A 16,312-nucleotide genomic window follows, 5' to 3' on the forward strand; every position below is an offset into this window, starting at 1 on the left:
GGCCTGCACGTGATGAGTGTTGAGTCAGGATTGAAGCCGTGCTTTCCAGTGCGCGCGTATCTCGCCGTATTCGTAATGCAGCCGGTCGACCAGATCGGCAATGGCCGGTACGTCGTTGATGTCGCCTGCACCCTGGCCGCAACCCCAGATATCTTTCCACCGCTTGCTGCGGCCCTGCCCGGGGCGGGCTGTCGTGGCGGGCAGATTGTCCGGGGCCCGGCCGCTGGCCACGATACTGGGTTTCAGGTAATTGGCAGAGATGCCTGAAAAATAGGGGGTGTAGACAATGTCCGATGCGCTCGCCGAGACGATAGCGTCTTTATAGGCGGGCACAGCAGCGGACTCGCGGGTAGCAATGAAGCGCGAGCCCATATAGACATAATCGGCGCCCATCACCTGTGCCGACAGGATAGAACGGCCGTTGGTGATCGCGCCGGCCAAAACCAGCGGGCCATCATAGAACGCGCGTACTTCATTGAGCAAGGCAAAGGGACTCAGCGCGCCGGCGTGCCCCCCGGCGCCGGCGGACACCAGGATCAGACCGTCAACGCCGTCGCCGATGGCCTTGCGGGCATGCCGGGCGGAGGTAACGTCGTGAAGCACCAGGCCGCCCCAGGCATGGACCCGTTTGACCACGGCGGCGGGCGAGGCCAGACTGGTAATCACCAGCGGGACCCTGAACTGTTCGAGTACATCTACATCGGCCCACAGCCGGTCATTGGATTCCCGGATTACCAGGTTAACGGCAAAGGGGGCAGCACAGTGTCCCGGGTTTTGTTCCGCATGGTCTGCCAGTGCAGTTGTGATGCGTTCCAGCCATATCGCCAGCTCCGCCTGCGGCCGTGCGTTCAGTGCCGGAAACGCGCCGACGATGCCGCTTTTGCATTGGGCGATCACCATGTCCGGATTTGAAACGATAAACATGGGCGCGCATACCACTGGCAGGCGTAATGAGGCGAGTCGTTTTCTGACTTCATCCATGAAGGTGTCTCCGAATATTTTGATGCGCGCCCTGCCGTGACAGGACGCGCTTATTGTTCTACTTCTACAGCGTGGCCTGCGTGCCCAGCACGGCCGTGGCCTGGCTCGACAGCGTACCGCCGTTGCCATGCACCAGGGCGATCCGGGCGTTGTCGATTTGTCGCTCGCCACATTGGCCGCGCAACTGGCGCACCGCTTCGATCATGATAAATGCGCCATACATCCCCGGATGCACGCAGGACAGGCCGCCGCCGTTGGTATTGACCGGAAGGCGACCGCCCGGGGCAATGCCGCCATCCCGGACAAATGCCGCGGCTTCGCCTTTTTTGCAGAAGCCGAGGTCTTCCAGAAACAGCAGCGTATTGATCGTGAACGCGTCGTACAGTTCTGCCACATCGACATCGGCGGGCGTGACGCCGGCCATCTCGAACGCGCGCGCGCCCGAGTCGCGTGCCGCAGTCACCGTCAGGTCCGGCATGGCCGAGATCTGTTTGTTCCATGTTGCGGTCGCACTCCCCAGGATATACGCCGGTTTCTGCGGCAGGTCCCTGGCCCGGTCGGCGCGGACCATCACGAATGCACCAGCTCCATCGGTCACCAGACAGCTATCCAGCACCGATAGGGGGTCCGATACCATCCGCGCGTTCAGGACATCATCAATCGACAGGGGATCGCGGCGAAAGGCTTCGGGATTCAGTTGCGCCCACTTGCGTGCGGCAACCGCCACTTCGGCCAGATCGCGCCGCGTGGCACCGTACTGATGCATGTACCGTCGTGCTGCCAGGGCATAGGAGGTCAGCGGCTGCAGGGGTTCATACACTTCTTCGAAAGGATGGGGCTCAAGCTGGCGGCGCGCGCGCTTGATTTCCGAGCGGTTCATGACCGCCGTGCGCTGGGTGCTGCCGTAGCACACAAGCACTGCATCGCACTGGCCGCTGGCCAGGGCCAGCAGGGCCGGCATGGTATGCGATACAAAGCTGGAACCGCCGATCATGGTGCTATCGACAAAGCGCGGATTCAGTCCCAGGTATTCGACCACCGATAACGGCCACATGGCCGAAGAGCTGCTGGCTGTTGCCAGGCCGTCGATATCGGACATGCGCAGCCCGGCGTCGGCTACGGCCTTGTGGCTGGCTTCGGCCAGGATCTCCATTTCCGTACGCCCTTTTGCTTCGCCGCAGCCGGCCTGGCCCACACCGACGATGGCCACGGCACCTCTTAACTGTTTGAGTGAAATCATTGGTCGCGTCCTCTTTTCTTCATCAGTAACACAGGGCCGCTGTCGGTCTGTTCGATATAAGCCTGAACCGGCATGTCAATGTCGATTTCATCAGGCGCCACGTCTTCGATCCGGGACATGCAACGCACACCTTCTTCGAGGTCGACCAGAACGACGTTATAGTCGCCGCCGGCCTCGGGCTTGCGGCGAACGATGCTGTAGGAATAGATCACGCCTTTGCCGCTGGCTTCGACCCATTCCAGCCTGTCCGACCCGCAATGCGGACAATAGGCCCTCGGATAAAAAACATAATGGCTGCACGCGGCGCAACATTGAATGACAAAGCGGCCTTCAGCCAAATGGCGGAAGTATGTTTGCTGTACGCCGGGCGTGCCGGCGTCGGTCTTATCGATGGTATTAACCATGTTGTGTACTCCTTAATTCGGCGTAGCCATTGTCCAGTACCTTGACACCGCGCTCCGGCACCGAGGCGCGAAAGGAAACCTGATCGCCGTCGTGCCACACGTCCACGACGATGTTCTCTCCCGGATAGACGGGCGAGGAGAATCTCGCGGCGATTTTGCCAAGACGGGTCGCATCGTAATCGCAAACCGCCTGTAAAAGAGCGTGCGTGGCGACGCCGAACGTGCACAGACCGTGCAGGATAGGTTGTTTGAAACCAGCGGACGCTGCTACATCGGGATCGACATGCAGCGGGTTGTAGTCCACGTTCAGACGATACAGCAATGCCGACTGCGGCAGTGTCGGCAATGCAATCTGGTGGTCGGGCGGGCGTTCCGGCAGCGGGTGGGGCCGTGCCACGGGGCCGGCCGGACCGCCGAAGCCGCCGTTGGCGCGACAGAAGGAGGTGGCGTTCAGTGTCGCCAGCAACCGGCCTGTCGCTTCATTGTAGATTTTTCGCTCGACATAGACGAGGGCGCCTTTGCCTTCACCCTTGTCAATCACATCTGTGATACGGTTCACTCCCCGCACCGTTGCCGAGGCGGGAAAAGGCTCGTGGATTTGCACCGATTGTTCGCCATGCACGACGTGCTTGCGATCAATGCCCGATTCGGGATTGGCATTCCACGCGCCCGGGTGACCAAGCACGACGGCAAAGCTGGGCAACACTGCCAGGTTTTTCTCATAGACATAGGCAAGCTGTTTTCTGTCCATGGGGTCCGCGCCCAGCCCCACGCCAAGCGCATAGAGGATGACGTCTTTGAAATCGTAGGTCTGAACGGTGTCCTGAAAGGGCCAGTTGAGCAGTTTTTCTCGATCAATGGTCATCGCGTCAGCCTCTAGATCGCTTCCCAGGCAAACACATCGCGCGTGCGTTCAAGCGGGGTAAACGCCGTCGCCCACGCTTTGGGCAATTGCTGCGCTACTGTCTGGGGAGTCCAGCCGTCGGCACGGTGCAGCGTGCGGATGGGGCGTGTCTGATTGTAAAGATAGAATTCATTGCCGCGGGCGCCCAGGATCTGGCCCGAGACGTCCCTGGCCGCGTCGCTCGCCAGGAAAACGGCAAGGGGTGCGATCTGTTCCGGCCGGGTCTGCTGCCTGCGTTTGGCCAGATTGGCTTCTTTTTCTTCCGGCGTGGCACCTGGCACGGATTCGATCATGCGACTGAACGCGCTGGGCGCAATACAGTTGGAACGCACATTGAAGCGGCTCATTTCCATGGCCAGGGAACGGGACAGGCCTGCGATACCCAGTTTGGCAGCCGCGTAATTGGCCTGGCCGATACTGCCGATCAGGCCGCTGGTGGACACCATATGCACGAACGCCCCTGATTCCTGCTTGCGGAATATTTCGGCTGCCGCACGACTCACGTTAAAGCTGCCGTACAAGTGAACCTTGATAACTGCATCCCACTGTTCGAAGGTCATCTTGTGAAAAATGGAGTCTCGCAGAATGCCGGCGTTGTTCACGACGATATCGACAGTGCCGAACTCTTTGGCAGCCTGAGCGACCATATCACGCATGCTATCGTGGTCGGCGACGCTGTTGAAATTGGCGATCGCGGCGCCGCCATTTGCGATAATTTCCTGGACTGTCTGGCTGGCCGGCGCATTGTCGTTACCTTCGCCATCCAGCGATGCGCCCATGTCGTTCGCCACGACAGAGGCGCCTTCGGCAGCCATCATCAAGGCAATCTCACGGCCGATGCCCCGGCCCGCGCCGGTCACGATTGCCACTTTTCCTTCCAGTAAACCTTTGCGTTGTGCATTCATCTCCATACCCTTTGTTTATTTATAGAATCATTTATACATGATGACATTTGTGATCGGCAACAAGATAATCCGGTTGCCGGTCATGTCGTTCAGGCGCTCAACTGCAGGGCTGCGCAACAGCGGTCATGCTGTCGTCGCCTGTAACGAGGTATCAGTCGGACGAGGACCGTATTGAGAAAACGAGCGCTCGAATACGCCTTCTGCAATGCGGTTTTTCAGAATTTCGATTGAGCCGCCGGCAATCATCCAGCCGCGGATACGGCGCACACAATACTCGACCAGATTTTCCTGGGAAAAGCCCATTCCGCCCATGACCTGCAGCGCTTCATTTGCCGCGAACCAGCCTGCCTGATTGCAGGCCAGTTTGGCCATGGCTGTACTCTGGGCCGATGGCAGTCCGTGCTCACCTTCCAGCGCCGCCTTGTAAAGCAGCAACTGCGCTGATTCCAGTTGCATCCACATATCTGCGAATTTCCACTGGATTCCCTGGAACTCGCAGAGCTTTTTATTGAATTGCTCGCGCATGGCGGTATGTTCCTTCGCCTGGTTGAAGGCATATCGCCCCAGTGCGAGGGAACGCGAGGCATTTCCCAGTCGTTCGACGTTGAAACCGGAAATCTGCCTTTTGAATCCGCCGGGGCCCAGCAGGACATTGGCGGCAGGAATCCGGGCGTCCTCGAAATACAACTGACACCATTGTTCGCCGTTCATGAAATCGGCCGGCTTGCCGATCGTGAAGCCCGGTGTGCCGCGTTCAATCAGCACAGAGCCGATTCCGTCCAGGCCCGGGCCAAACCGCAAGTAAACCAGAAACAGATCTGCGTCCGGACTGTTGGTCGAGAATACTTTACTGCCGTTGATCAGGTAATCGTTGCCGTCCTTGCGCGCGCTTGTTTGCAGTTGCGTCACCGCCGAGCCCGCTCCGGGCTCTGTCATGCCTAGCGCGATCACTTTTTTTCCGCCCAGCAGATCGGGCAGAAAGCGTTCTTTTTGTTCCGCCGTGGCATATTCGACAAAGGTGCGGATCGGTCCGAAATTGCCCGCCTGAACAATGTCGGCGCTTTTCGGGCACGACAGGGCAACTTGCTGGATCGCAAGCACCGCGTGCATCAGGGTTCCGCCATGCCCGCCGTCTTTCTCTGAAAAGGTAATGCCCAGCAGCCCGTTATCAGCGATTTTTTTTGCCGTTTCCCATGGGTACGACTTGGAATGGGCGCGTTCCAATGCCCCCGGCGCCAATTCCTGCCGGGCAAAACGAGCCACCGAATCAGAGAAAGCCCGGTGCTCCTCGTTGAGTTGAAAATCCATTTAACATCCTTGATGATTAGTTGTCAGGATGATGGTAATCAAGTCTTCGTATAATGAATACTTCGAAATGCGCACAGTGATATGATAAAAAATCATTGGTTTGATTTTCACAAGGACCCGCGTTCATGGTGCGTCACCTTCCCCCGCTGAATCCCCTGCGCGTTTTTGAAGCGGTCGCCCGTCATAAAAACCTGACGCTGGCTGCCAAAGAACTGCACGTGACGCAATCGGCAGTCAGCCGGCAGATCGCCACGCTGGAAACCTATGTCGGTACGCCGCTCATCATGCGGGAAAGCCGGGGCGTTACCTTGACCCGGGCCGGGCAACGCTATGCCGAAGAAATTATTCCTGCCTTCGATAAGCTTGCCGAAGCCACCGGCAAAGTCATGGAGAAGAATGTCCAGAGTGTGTTGCGGGTACGCACGTATACCACCTTTACCGCGAAGTGGCTGATTCCGCATCTGATGCATTTTCGCCAGCGTTATCCGGATATCGAGGTGCTCATCACCAATGCGGTGCCCACGGTCGACTTTGACCGGGACGGCGTCGATATTGCGATTCAGTATGGGGAGGGCGACTGGCCCGGCACGCAAAGCGATCTGCTATTCCGGGACGAACTGGAACCGGTCTGTTCTCCCCAGTTTCTGGCAGCCCATCCCGAGTCGCAGCACGATCCGGCAGCCCTTTTGAAAGGGCCGTTGCTTTGCTCTCATTACCGGCGCAGCGATTGGGATGACTGGCTCAGTTTTGCGGATCTGGAAACGGTGGCAAAAAAAGCCGAGCGCATGAGTTTCAGTACATCGGTGCTGACCTGGCAGGCGGCCATGGACGGCCTGGGCCTGGCCGTCGGTCAAATTCCGCTGCTCAAGTCGGAGCTGGAAAGCGGACTGCTGGTGCGTCCTTTCGCCAGGCCCCAGTATCGCGACAGGGGGCATTATCTGGTCAGGCCGTCATTGCAGCGCCATTCGCGCAAAGTGACGGCGTTCAGAAACTGGATTTTGCAGGAAGTCCGGGATCCCGAAGAGAACCTGGTATAACCTGCGTGCACCCGCCGATCAGGTGTCTCCACAAGTAGGAAACAGCCGGGTATACAGGCCTTCCCCGGTTTCGCACTGATATGACTTTTCATCATGCCAGCGCACTAACTGGGAAGTACTCAGTTCATTCGTATTTCTTTACTATGCAAGTCGTCGAGCAGCAAAACTAACATAATATTGGAGACGACGAATGAAGACTGATTTAAGGAGGATTCTGCGGGCAGCCGGGTTGGCACTGATGGTCAGCGCAGTGCCAGGTGTCCACGCCGCAGACGCAAATACATACCCGAATCACCCGATACGCCTGGTGGTGCCATTTCCCCCGGGAGCCGCTACCGATACTGTGGCGCGCCTGATCGCCAAGTCGATGTCGGACAATCTGAAGCAAACCATTGTCGTCGAGAACAAGGGCGGCGCAGGCGCGACCATTGGCGCTGCCTTTGTGGCCGGCGCCAAGCCCGATGGCTATACCTTGCTCGCGACAACGCAGGGTGTTCATATTTTCAACCCCGCCATTTACGCGGATCTCAGTTACGATCCGCTGAAAAGCTTTACGCCGGTCAGCGAACTGGTCAGTTCGTCGCTGGTGTTTTCCGTCAGGTCCGATTCCCGCTTCAAAACCATGAAAGAGCTCATCGCCTATGCCAAAAAACATCCCGGTGAACTGAGCTATGCATCGGCAGGCCAGGGATCATCGTTGAACGCGGCGGGCGAGCTGCTGAAACACTATGCCGACGTCGATATTCTGCATGTTCCCTATCGGGGCGGCAACCCCGCCATGCAGGACTTCCTGGCCGGGCGGACCACGATGAATTCCTCCTATTATTCCTCGATCATGTCTTACGCAAAAAGCGGAGCGGCAAGAGTATTGGCTGTCGGCAGCGAAAAGCGCCTGCCGCTTGCGCCGGACGTGCCCACCATGGTCGAGCTGGGCTACCCCGAGTACAACTCCGATACCTGGACGGGAATTGCGGGCCCCGCCGGCATGCCCCCCGAGATCGTCAAGCGCCTGAACGCGGCAGCCAATGCCGCACTTGAAGCCAACCGGGCACAGCTGGAGAGCGAAGGGTATACCGTGCTGGGAGGAACGTCGGAAGCGATGCGGGAACGAATCGGGCGCGAGCTGACAACCGTGACGCCGCTGCTCAAGAAGCTCTGGCCTGCGCCGCAGTCCAAATAGAACGGGCGGGCAGCACGGCGTGGTGGATGTCGCCATGTTCGCTGCTGCCGTGTCGCAGGGATTCTGTTCAAAGAAAGGAGGGAAAGTGGATATGCAAGTAGACGGAGACATTGTCACGCTGTGTGACGCCCTGGTCCGGTTCATCGATAAGGAAGTGGTTGCGCTGGAAAAGGAAAACGCCACGCTGTTGCACGATGAACGCCTCGTGTACAACGACAAGGGACGATTTGTAGAGAAGGTCCTGCAATTGCGCAGACAGGTCCGGATGCGCTCCGCCGAGCTGGGGTTCTACAACATGTTTGCGTCCGAAGAACTGGGCGGATCCGGACTGGACGCCCGGGCAAACATTTATATCCAGGAGGTCATCAATCACAAATATGGTCCGGGTCGCAGACTGATCCAGACCGTGGTGCTGCCTTCGCCCTTTACCAATGGCCTGTCGCCCGTGCTGAGGCACCTGAAGCCCGATGTCTTCGAGACTTATCGGGCGGGTCTCGCATCCGGCGATAAAACCCTGTGCTTCTGTCTGAGCGAGCCCGATGCCGGATCCGATGTCTATGCCATGAAAAGCAAAGCGGTCAAATCGGGCAATGAATGGATCATTACCGGCACCAAGCAATGGATCACCAACGCACCCTATGCAGATTATGCGATGGTATTTGCGGTTACCGATCCGGAGCGGGCGGCGAAGCGGCGTGGCGGAGTCACCGGTTTCTTTGTCGATACCCGGACGCCTGGTTTTTCTGTGCCGTCCGTGATCCGGACCATGGGGCACCTCGGGGCGGAAATCGGCATTGTTGCCCTTGATGACGTGCGGGTACCAGAGGACCATATGATCGGCCCATTGCATGAAGGGTTGACGGTTGCCCTGGGTGGCATCAATGCGGGCCGGCTGAGCATGGCCGGTTCCAGCGTCGGCCTGGCGCGCTGGGCCCTGGACCAGGCGATCGACTATGCCCAGGTGCGCAAAACCTTCGGGCGTCCCATCGCGGAACACCAGGCCATCCAGCTATTGCTTGCAGACAGCGCCATGGACATTTACGCAGCCAAGAGTATGGCCCAGAACTGTGCGTGGAAAATCGACAACGGTATTCCCGCCGTAAAGGAAACATCCATGGTCAAGGCGTACGCCACAGAGATGGTGGGCAGAGTGATGGACCGCAGCATACAGGTCCACGGCGCCATGGGGCTGACCAACGAACTGCAGCTGGAAGAAGGCTATCGTCTTGCCCGGCAAATACGGGTCCCTGACGGTACCGGCGAAATTCACCGCAGGACAATCGCCCGTCAATTGCTCAAAGGGGATCACGCGCTTTGAGCCGCTGTTTTGCGGAAATATAGGGTTAACTCCAATGAGGGTTTGCCGGTCACATGTTTTATTATGAATACTTCTGAATGCAAAAGAATACAGTTTATCTGAAGGAGCAGGAATTGAGTCCAATACAGCTGGCAAGCGCCAAATCAACATGCAGCGAAGCAGAGTGGCAGGCGCGCATCGATCTGGCGGCATGCTACCGTCTCGTGGCGCACTATGGCATGTCCGATATGATCGCTAACCACATTTCGCTGCGTGTTCCGGATGAAGAAGATGCATTCCTGATCAATGCATACGGTTTGCTGTATGAAGAAATCACCGCGTCCAGCCTGCTCAAGATCGATCACAAAGGCAATATCCTGAGTTCGCCGGACTTCGGCGAACTTAATTACGGCGTTAATAAAGCCGGCTTTGTCATTCATAGCGCCATACACGAAGCCCGCCCGGAGGTGGCTTGCGTGATTCACACCCACACCTGGGCGGGCATGGCGGTGTCGTCGCTCAAATGCGGTTTACTGCCTTTGAACCAGACGGCCATGCGTTTTCTGCATATTGCTTATCACGACTACCAGGGCGTGGTGCTGGACCTGAGCGAACAGGCCTCGCTGGTCAAGGACCTGGGCAGGTCTGAAGCCATGATCCTGCGCAATCACGGGCTGATTACGGTGGGCAACACCATTGGTGAAGCTTTCAACTGGATGCACCGGCTGGAGCTGGCCTGTCGCGCCCAGATTGCGGCAATGTCCTGCAACACGCCGCTGAACGAAGTGGATGCCTCGGTTCTTGAAGAGACCTATAAAAATTATCAGCCGGGTACCCGCCGTCCCTATGGGTTGATGGAGTGGCCGGCACTATTGAGAAAGATGGAACGGTTGGATCCTGGTTTTATGGATTGACCGGGTTTGGTAGTCGCATCCCGCTTACCTGCGCCGTTGATGGCATGAACGGGCAGGCAGCGCCTTAGCAGGCATTATCCATGCAAGTCAGAATGCACCTTCGCTGGTGCGGCATGACTGCGCGCGTTCGTTGTCGACCTTCGCGCATCAGCAGTATTACGGAATACCGATTTTTACATCATCGTCCAGGAGACAAACTATGCACAGGTTCTACCCAGTAATCAGATACGCAGCATCTTTCGCTGCTGCAGTGGTCGCGCTTGCGACCGTGTCGACGGCGCAGGCGCAGGACTGGCCGACCCAGCCGGTCAAAACCGTTGTATCTTTCACCGCCGGCGGTACGACCGACATCATTGCACGTGAAATAGGCAACGAACTGAGCAAGATATGGAAAGAAAGTGTCGTCGTGGAAAACAAGCCCGGCGCAGCCGGCAACATAGGCACCGGCGCGGTGGTCAATGCCAAGCCCGATGGCTATACGCTGTTGATGAATTCGATCGGCCCCATTGCAGTCAACCCGTACATCTATAGCAAGAGTACGTTCAATACCATGACCGATCTGCGCGCCGTCACGCTGGTTGCCGATGTGCCCAATGTGCTGGTAGTCGCGCCATCATTGAACATCAAGACGGTGCAGGAACTGACCAAACAGATCGAAGAAAAGCCGGGTTCTTTCAATTGCGCCTCTACCGGTGTGGGAACGGCAGCCCATTTGTCATGCGCCATGATGGCCAAAACGCGCAATCTGACGGTCACGCATATTCCGTATAAGGGTGCCGATGCGCTGAATGACGTGTTGTCGGGCCGCGTGCAGTTCATGTTTGCCACGTTGCCTTCAGTGATGGGCAATATCAAGGCCGGTAAACTTGTTGCCCTTGCCGTGTCAACTGACAAACGCTCGCCCGCGCTCAAGGACGTGCCCACCATGCAGGAAGCCGGCTACAAGGATTTTGCCATGGGCTCTTGGTTCGGCTACTTTGCACCCGCAAAAACCCCTGACGATATCATTCAGAAAATCAACAAAGACATCAATACCGTATTGCAAAATCCGACCGTTAAGGCCAAACTGTCCAACGAAGGGGCTGAGCCGGTAGGGGGAACGTCGGAGGCGTTCACCAAGTTCGTCAAAGCCGAGAACGAAAAGTGGAAAGCGTTCACGACCGAAATGAACATTTCTGCAAAATAGTGACTATCGCCACTGCGGTGCAATCATCGCAGTCCATTATGCAAAAGGGGGGCGCGCAACGCTGCTCTTTTGTGTTCTGTTTTTTATTTCAAATGAAACATCATGGCAACTGACGTACCGAATATATTGATATCCGAGAAAATGCTGGCACACGTACGTGACACGATGCGATCGCGCTACGGGCAGGACCGGATCAAATTTATTCCCTTCACCGGTCAGCGCCTGGATGAGCGCACGCTGGCCGCAATTGATATTGCTTTTGTTTCCAGAGATATCACTGCAACGTCGACCAAATACGTTCTGGAACAGCGCACCGAGACTTTTTATCAGATGATGGAAGAGGCACCCAGGTTGCAATGGGTGCATGTTCATTCTGCCGGAGTGGATCGCCCTATCTATATCAGACTGCGCGATAAAGGGCTGAACGTAACCAGTTCTACCGGGGCAATGGGGGGCATTGTGGCGCAAAGCGTACTGGCCGCCGTGCTCGCCCTGAACAGGCGTTTCCGGTTCCTGGAACAGGCTCAGCGAGACCACGCCTGGCGTCCGTTACTCAATGAGCTGACCCCGCCCGACCTGCAGGGGCAGCATGTCCTGCTGGCGGGCTGGGGGGCGATCGGGCAAACAATAGCGCGCTATCTGGCGATGCTGGGCATGCGCGTGACGGTGCTGCGCAACAGTGCCGTGGCGACGCAAGATGACGTCACCATGCTGGCCTATGACGATATGCATCAGGTGCTGGCCGATACCGACTGGCTGATCCTTGCCTGCCCGCTGACCGACAGGACGCATCATCTGGTCAATCAGACTGTTATTGAGGCCATGAAGCCGGGTGTACAGATCGTCAACGTGGCGCGCGGAGAAGTGATTGAAGAGGCTGCGCTGATCGCCGCATTGCAGTCCGGACACGTTGCCGGCGCTTATCTGGATGTCATGGAAAAAGAACCGCTGGGGGCTGAGTCGCCCCTTTGGGACATGCCAAATGTGATCGTGTCACCCCATACGGCAGGACATTCTGCCGGCAATGGACTGCGGGTGGCGGATATGTTCATGGAGAATCTGGCCAATTGGATAGACGGCAAACCGCTGAAGAATCTGGCGAAAGGGACGTCGGATCGCTGATCCTCCCGCGCGGGTGGAGTTCAGCGGAACATTCAGGTCAGTGGAGCGTTCAGGTCAATGGGGCATTCATGTCAGCAGCGCATCCAGCAGCTCGCGGATCAATGGTTGCTGCGCGTCTATTGATTTGACGCAGATATAGAACTGCCGCAGCGCCCAGCTGTCTTTCAGATGCAGCAATTGCAACCCCATGGGTTGCAGATAGCTGGCCGCGATTTGTTCGGGCACGACCCCGATACCCAGGCCCTCCTGAATCATCCGACAGCGAGTCTCAAAATTGGACACTTGCAGGTTCACATTGGGCGGCCGCGACAGCGTGGGACCCACATAAGCCAGAAATGAATCCAGGGAATGGCGCGGAAAATAGCCCAGCAGATCGTAGTCCAGCGCTTCTTCCAGAAAAAGCGATTCGCGTTGCGACAGCGGATGTCCGTTGGGCACGACCAGACCGACCCGATCCTGCTTGTAGGGATAAGATAAAACGCCCGGCGCCGGCAGGTCTGCATGATAAATGCCGATGTCGCCGGCGTCCTCTGCTATCAGGCGGGGAATATCGTAGCTGTGGCATTCAACCAGATCGATACGCAGTCCCGTATGCGTCTTGAAAAACGAAGCCATCTGCTGGGGCAAAAACTGCAAAATACTTGAGGGGTTGACCAATAGACGCAGCTTTGCTTTGCCGTCATTGGCAAATTCATGAAGCAGGTTTTCAGTCAGGCGCAGATTGCGCAGAAGCGATTTGGCATGCTGGTACAGCAAAATGCCCGCCGCAGTGGGTTCCACGCCACGCCCGTGGCGTGACAACAGCGTTTTATCCAGGTGATGTTCAAGATCGGTAATCCGCTTGCTGACGGCTGATGTCACCAGGTTTTCCCGTTGTGCCGCCTTGGACAGGCTTTTTTCTTCGACGGCTGCGACAAAGGCTTCCAGGGAGGGAATATCCAGCTTTTTCATGTCTTTCTCTTGTCTGTGTTCTGGCGGTTGCAAGCCGGGTCAGGGCAACCGTCAGCATCATAACACGGGCTCATGGCCGAAAAAAAACCGCTATGGCATATGCAATAGCGGTTTCGCGTACATCCGGACAGGGCAGGCGGGCGATCTGCACCCGCATGCCCGATCAGCCTATGTGGGCGTCATTTGCAGCCTTGTTCAGGTTGCGTGTGATGAACCACTGCTGACCGATGGACAGTACGTTATTGACGCACCAGTACAGCACCAGACCGGCCGGGAACATGAACATCATGGCACCGAATACCAGCGGCATGAACATCATGATCTTGGCCTGCATCGGATCCGGCGGTTTCGGATTCAGGCGCATCTGCAGGAACATACTGGCCATCATGAAGACCGGCAGGATGAAATACGGGTCATGCACGGACAAGTCGTGAATCCAGCCGATCCAGGGCGCGCCGCGCATTTCCACGCTCGCCAGCAGGACCCGGTACAGTGTCAGGAACACGGGAATCTGAACCAGAATGGGCAGACAGCCGCCCAATGGATTGATTTTTTCCTTGCGGTACATTTCCATCATGGCGGCATTGAGCGCCTGACGGTCGTTGCCGTATTTTTCCTTCATGGACTGCATGCGCGGCGCGACGTTCTTCATTTTCGCCATGGATTTGTAGCTGGCGGCAGAAAGCGGGAAGAAAATCAGCTTGATCAGGCAGGTCAGCAGCACAATCGTCCAGCCCCAGTTACCGACGATGGAATGGATCCATTGCATGACGGCAAACATGGGCTTGGCAATGATGGTCAGCCAGCCGTAGTCGACGACCACATCCAGGCCGGGCGCTACGGCAGCCAGCGCGTCCTGGTCTTGCGGACCGACCCACAGTTCCGAGCGCGTGGTGGTGCTGGCACCAGGCTCAAGCGTGCCAAGCGGCTCGACCGTACTCACGGCATACAGCCCTTCGGGGGTCTTGCGCAGGTTATACAGGCGGTCTTTGCCTTCAGGCGGCACCCAGGCCGTCACGAAGTAGTGCTCGATCATTGCGATCCAGCCATCCTTGGCCTGCTTGATGTACTCCGCGCTGTTTTTGTCTATATCTGAAAACGAAAACTTCTGGAAACGGCCTTCTTCCGTGTAGATGGCCGGACCGGTAAAGGTATGGTAGAAGCTGGAGGCGCCCGGAGGATCCTTGCTGTCACGGGTTATCTGCAGGTATTGCGAAGGCTGTTGCGCTTCCTGGCTGACGTTGGTGATCTGGTCCTGCACGTCTACCCGATAGGTGCCACGGGTAAAGGTGTAGGTGCGGGTCACTTTCAGGCCGCCGGATTCGGCTTCAAAAACCACCGGCAGCGTATCGCCCGTCATTTTGGTCTCGGTTGAGACCAGCCTGAAGGGTTTGTATTGGTCAGGATAATTCTTTTTCTGGCCGGCAGGCGCCACGATGCCACTTTGCACTGTATAGCGCGAAACGTCGTTGTTTTCCAGCAGAACGGCGGCCTTGGATTCGTCTGCCGTGTCGCGGTGTTTGCGAAGCTCGGCATGAACCAGTTGCGCGCCCATCGTATCGAATTGAATGCGGAATTCGTCCGTTTCAATGTCGATGATTTCTGAAGGGCTGGCACTTGCAGCCTGCGCCTGTTCAGGCGTGGTTGACGCACCCGGCACCGAAGGTGCAGACGGCGTATCGGCTTGCGGCGTCCCTGCAGCCGGTGCAGCGTTATCCTGCTGCGCGACCTTGGGCGTTTCGCCAAGAAGAGAGGGATGACCGGTATAGGTTTGCCAGTTGTTCCATAGCATAAATGCCGAGAAAACAAATATCATCCAGAGTATGGTGCGTCGGATATCCATGTAACCTGATGTCAGAAAGAGCGGTTGGAAAAACGCACTAGTGTAACCCAGTGCACCTTACGGGGCTGCGGTTTTGCGCGCAGTGTGCTGAAATTATTCATGATTTGCCGAAGGACCACGCTGCGCCGCAGAGCGGGCGGGCGGGACCGGATCATGACCTCCGGCACTGAATGGATGACAGCGGCACAGGCGTTTGGTTCCAAGCCACAGCCCCCGGCCTGCTCCGTGTGTCCGGATGGCCTGCTCCATATAGCTTGAGCAGGTGGGTGTAAACCGGCAGGACTGACCGACCCACGGGCTGATAAAGTATCGGTAAAAGCGGATGGGTGCAATCAGAATCTCACGGATCATGACTGTGCTTTCTGTTGAGCGCGCCCGGCCGTGGCGCGTGCGAAATGATCGTCTACTTCCTGTCTGACCTGCTTGCGCAGGACGGTCAGCGAGCAGGGGGCGACTTTGCCATGCAGGCGCACCAGATAATCGGCGGCGGGCAGGGCAAGGCGATGATGACGAAAGGATTCGCGAATGACTCGCTTGATGGTGTTGCGGGTTGTGGCCCGCAAGGCAAAGCGTTTGGCGATCACCATCCCCAGCCGTGCTGCAGGTTCGGGCAGGGGCGCTTCCGGCTGGGCATGGCTCAGAGTGAACAACGCCCCACGGGACACACGTCGTCCTTTCAGGACATTCGTGAATTCAGAGGGGCGGTGCAGTCGCGCCGCTTTAGGGTAGGAGGCGCTTTGCATGAAACGGACGGAAACCGTCTTGTGCCTGTCAGGTGCAGTCGGAACGATGCCCGAATTGCACTTAGATGGCCAGACGTTTACGGCCTTTGGCGCGACGGGCGTTGATCACGGCGCGGCCACCACGGGTTTTCATGCGAACACGGAAGCCGTGTGTGCGTTTGCGACGGGTTACGGAAGGTTGGTAAGTACGTTTCATGGAAATTCCACCAAAAATAAAGAGCTAAAGTTAATTACGGCGATTGCCCGGGCGGGGTGTTCTCCACCATCGGGCAAAAAAGAGTGATGCGGCGTCCCTGT

Annotated in this window: 17 protein-coding genes; 6 read left to right on the forward strand and 11 right to left on the reverse strand. The window is 57.4% G+C overall.

The window, feature by feature from the left end; all coding sequences use genetic code 11:
- Window positions 1-24: 24 nt before the first annotated feature.
- From W822_RS29985 to W822_RS30010, 6 genes are all read right to left on the reverse strand, one after another.
- A complete protein-coding gene (locus W822_RS29985) occupies window positions 25-981 on the reverse strand; it encodes an NAD(P)H-dependent flavin oxidoreductase (RefSeq protein WP_024004262.1) in 957 nt (318 codons plus the stop codon).
- Between the two features lie 64 nt (window positions 982-1,045).
- Window positions 1,046-2,218, reverse strand: coding sequence for a thiolase (locus W822_RS29990; protein ID WP_024004263.1), 1,173 nt, complete (start codon window positions 2,216-2,218; stop codon window positions 1,046-1,048).
- Entirely contained in the window at window positions 2,218-2,625 is a 408-nt protein-coding gene (locus tag W822_RS29995) for a Zn-ribbon domain-containing OB-fold protein (RefSeq protein WP_024004264.1), read from the reverse strand. Before W822_RS29995 ends, W822_RS29990 begins: the two co-directional genes overlap by 1 nt.
- Window positions 2,618-3,490 (reverse strand): MaoC/PaaZ C-terminal domain-containing protein, encoded by an 873-nt coding sequence (locus tag W822_RS30000; RefSeq protein ID WP_024004265.1) that lies wholly within the window; start codon window positions 3,488-3,490, stop codon window positions 2,618-2,620. The genes W822_RS29995 and W822_RS30000 overlap by 8 nt, the downstream gene beginning before the upstream one ends.
- 11 nt (window positions 3,491-3,501) lie before the next feature.
- On the reverse strand, window positions 3,502-4,434 hold the full coding sequence (locus tag W822_RS30005) for an SDR family NAD(P)-dependent oxidoreductase (RefSeq protein ID WP_031242265.1): 933 nt from the start codon (window positions 4,432-4,434) through the stop codon (window positions 3,502-3,504).
- Between the two features lie 123 nt (window positions 4,435-4,557).
- Entirely contained in the window at window positions 4,558-5,742 is a 1,185-nt protein-coding gene (locus W822_RS30010; RefSeq protein WP_024004267.1) for an acyl-CoA dehydrogenase family protein, read from the reverse strand.
- A gap of 125 nt (window positions 5,743-5,867) precedes the next feature.
- Between W822_RS30010 and gcvA the strand changes: the two genes are divergently transcribed.
- The 6 genes from gcvA to W822_RS30040 all read left to right on the forward strand — a co-directional run bounded on the left by gcvA (window position 5,868) and on the right by W822_RS30040 (window position 12,478).
- On the forward strand, window positions 5,868-6,779 hold the full coding sequence (gene gcvA, locus W822_RS30015) for a transcriptional regulator GcvA (protein ID WP_024004268.1): 912 nt from the start codon (window positions 5,868-5,870) through the stop codon (window positions 6,777-6,779).
- Between the two features lie 190 nt (window positions 6,780-6,969).
- On the forward strand, window positions 6,970-7,959 hold the full coding sequence (locus W822_RS30020) for a Bug family tripartite tricarboxylate transporter substrate binding protein (RefSeq protein WP_024004269.1): 990 nt from the start codon (window positions 6,970-6,972) through the stop codon (window positions 7,957-7,959).
- A 34-nt stretch (window positions 7,960-7,993) separates the two neighbouring features.
- Window positions 7,994-9,277, forward strand: a complete 1,284-nt coding sequence (locus W822_RS30025) for an acyl-CoA dehydrogenase family protein (protein ID WP_253272238.1) — start codon at window positions 7,994-7,996, stop codon at window positions 9,275-9,277.
- A gap of 77 nt (window positions 9,278-9,354) precedes the next feature.
- Entirely contained in the window at window positions 9,355-10,170 is an 816-nt protein-coding gene (locus W822_RS30030; RefSeq protein ID WP_051401618.1) for a class II aldolase/adducin family protein, read from the forward strand.
- Between the two features lie 199 nt (window positions 10,171-10,369).
- Complete coding sequence (locus W822_RS30035) at window positions 10,370-11,356, forward strand: Bug family tripartite tricarboxylate transporter substrate binding protein (protein ID WP_031242268.1); 987 nt, start codon at window positions 10,370-10,372, stop codon at window positions 11,354-11,356.
- A gap of 102 nt (window positions 11,357-11,458) precedes the next feature.
- Complete coding sequence (locus tag W822_RS30040) at window positions 11,459-12,478, forward strand: D-2-hydroxyacid dehydrogenase (protein WP_024004273.1); 1,020 nt, start codon at window positions 11,459-11,461, stop codon at window positions 12,476-12,478.
- A gap of 66 nt (window positions 12,479-12,544) precedes the next feature.
- Here W822_RS30040 and W822_RS30045 read toward each other — a convergent pair whose 3' ends face one another.
- The 5 genes from W822_RS30045 to rpmH form a co-directional block, all read right to left on the reverse strand.
- Window positions 12,545-13,429, reverse strand: a complete 885-nt coding sequence (locus W822_RS30045) for a LysR family transcriptional regulator (protein WP_024004274.1) — start codon at window positions 13,427-13,429, stop codon at window positions 12,545-12,547.
- 163 nt (window positions 13,430-13,592) lie between these two features.
- Window positions 13,593-15,272, reverse strand: coding sequence for a membrane protein insertase YidC (yidC, locus tag W822_RS30050; protein WP_024004275.1), 1,680 nt, complete (start codon window positions 15,270-15,272; stop codon window positions 13,593-13,595).
- 93 nt (window positions 15,273-15,365) lie between these two features.
- Window positions 15,366-15,623 (reverse strand): membrane protein insertion efficiency factor YidD, encoded by a 258-nt coding sequence (gene yidD / locus W822_RS30055; protein WP_024004276.1) that lies wholly within the window; start codon window positions 15,621-15,623, stop codon window positions 15,366-15,368.
- Window positions 15,620-16,015: a ribonuclease P protein component gene (rnpA, locus tag W822_RS30060; protein ID WP_024004277.1), complete on the reverse strand. Its 396-nt coding sequence runs from the start codon at window positions 16,013-16,015 to the stop codon at window positions 15,620-15,622. The genes yidD and rnpA overlap by 4 nt, the downstream gene beginning before the upstream one ends.
- Before the next feature lie 61 nt (window positions 16,016-16,076).
- Window positions 16,077-16,211 (reverse strand): 50S ribosomal protein L34, encoded by a 135-nt coding sequence (rpmH, locus tag W822_RS46115; RefSeq protein ID WP_008650850.1) that lies wholly within the window; start codon window positions 16,209-16,211, stop codon window positions 16,077-16,079.
- Between the last annotated feature and the right edge of the window lie 101 nt (window positions 16,212-16,312).

This window comes from Advenella kashmirensis W13003 (assembly GCF_000506985.1).
Classification (GTDB): Bacteria; Pseudomonadota; Gammaproteobacteria; order Burkholderiales; family Burkholderiaceae_B; genus Advenella; species Advenella kashmirensis_A.

What these genes read in the sequence shown, in the direction of transcription:
- W822_RS29985 (WP_024004262.1), bottom strand. Translation starts at nt 981, where the DNA reads ATGGATGAAGTCAGAAAACGACTCGCCTCATTACGCCTGCCAGTGGTA.
- W822_RS29995 (WP_024004264.1), bottom strand. Translation starts at nt 2,625, where the DNA reads ATGGTTAATACCATCGATAAGACCGACGCCGGCACGCCCGGCGTACAG.
- W822_RS30000 (WP_024004265.1), bottom strand. Translation starts at nt 3,490, where the DNA reads ATGACCATTGATCGAGAAAAACTGCTCAACTGGCCCTTTCAGGACACC.
- W822_RS30005 (WP_031242265.1), bottom strand. Translation starts at nt 4,434, where the DNA reads ATGAATGCACAACGCAAAGGTTTACTGGAAGGAAAAGTGGCAATCGTG.
- W822_RS30010 (WP_024004267.1), bottom strand. Translation starts at nt 5,742, where the DNA reads ATGGATTTTCAACTCAACGAGGAGCACCGGGCTTTCTCTGATTCGGTG.
- gcvA (WP_024004268.1), top strand. Translation starts at nt 5,868, where the DNA reads ATGGTGCGTCACCTTCCCCCGCTGAATCCCCTGCGCGTTTTTGAAGCG.
- W822_RS30020 (WP_024004269.1), top strand. Translation starts at nt 6,970, where the DNA reads ATGAAGACTGATTTAAGGAGGATTCTGCGGGCAGCCGGGTTGGCACTG.
- W822_RS30025 (WP_253272238.1), top strand. Translation starts at nt 7,994, where the DNA reads ATGTTCGCTGCTGCCGTGTCGCAGGGATTCTGTTCAAAGAAAGGAGGG.
- W822_RS30030 (WP_051401618.1), top strand. Translation starts at nt 9,355, where the DNA reads ATGCAAAAGAATACAGTTTATCTGAAGGAGCAGGAATTGAGTCCAATA.
- W822_RS30035 (WP_031242268.1), top strand. Translation starts at nt 10,370, where the DNA reads ATGCACAGGTTCTACCCAGTAATCAGATACGCAGCATCTTTCGCTGCT.
- W822_RS30040 (WP_024004273.1), top strand. Translation starts at nt 11,459, where the DNA reads ATGGCAACTGACGTACCGAATATATTGATATCCGAGAAAATGCTGGCA.
- W822_RS30045 (WP_024004274.1), bottom strand. Translation starts at nt 13,429, where the DNA reads ATGAAAAAGCTGGATATTCCCTCCCTGGAAGCCTTTGTCGCAGCCGTC.
- yidC (WP_024004275.1), bottom strand. Translation starts at nt 15,272, where the DNA reads ATGGATATCCGACGCACCATACTCTGGATGATATTTGTTTTCTCGGCA.
- yidD (WP_024004276.1), bottom strand. Translation starts at nt 15,623, where the DNA reads ATGATCCGTGAGATTCTGATTGCACCCATCCGCTTTTACCGATACTTT.
- rnpA (WP_024004277.1), bottom strand. Translation starts at nt 16,015, where the DNA reads ATGCAAAGCGCCTCCTACCCTAAAGCGGCGCGACTGCACCGCCCCTCT.
- rpmH (WP_008650850.1), bottom strand. Translation starts at nt 16,211, where the DNA reads ATGAAACGTACTTACCAACCTTCCGTAACCCGTCGCAAACGCACACAC.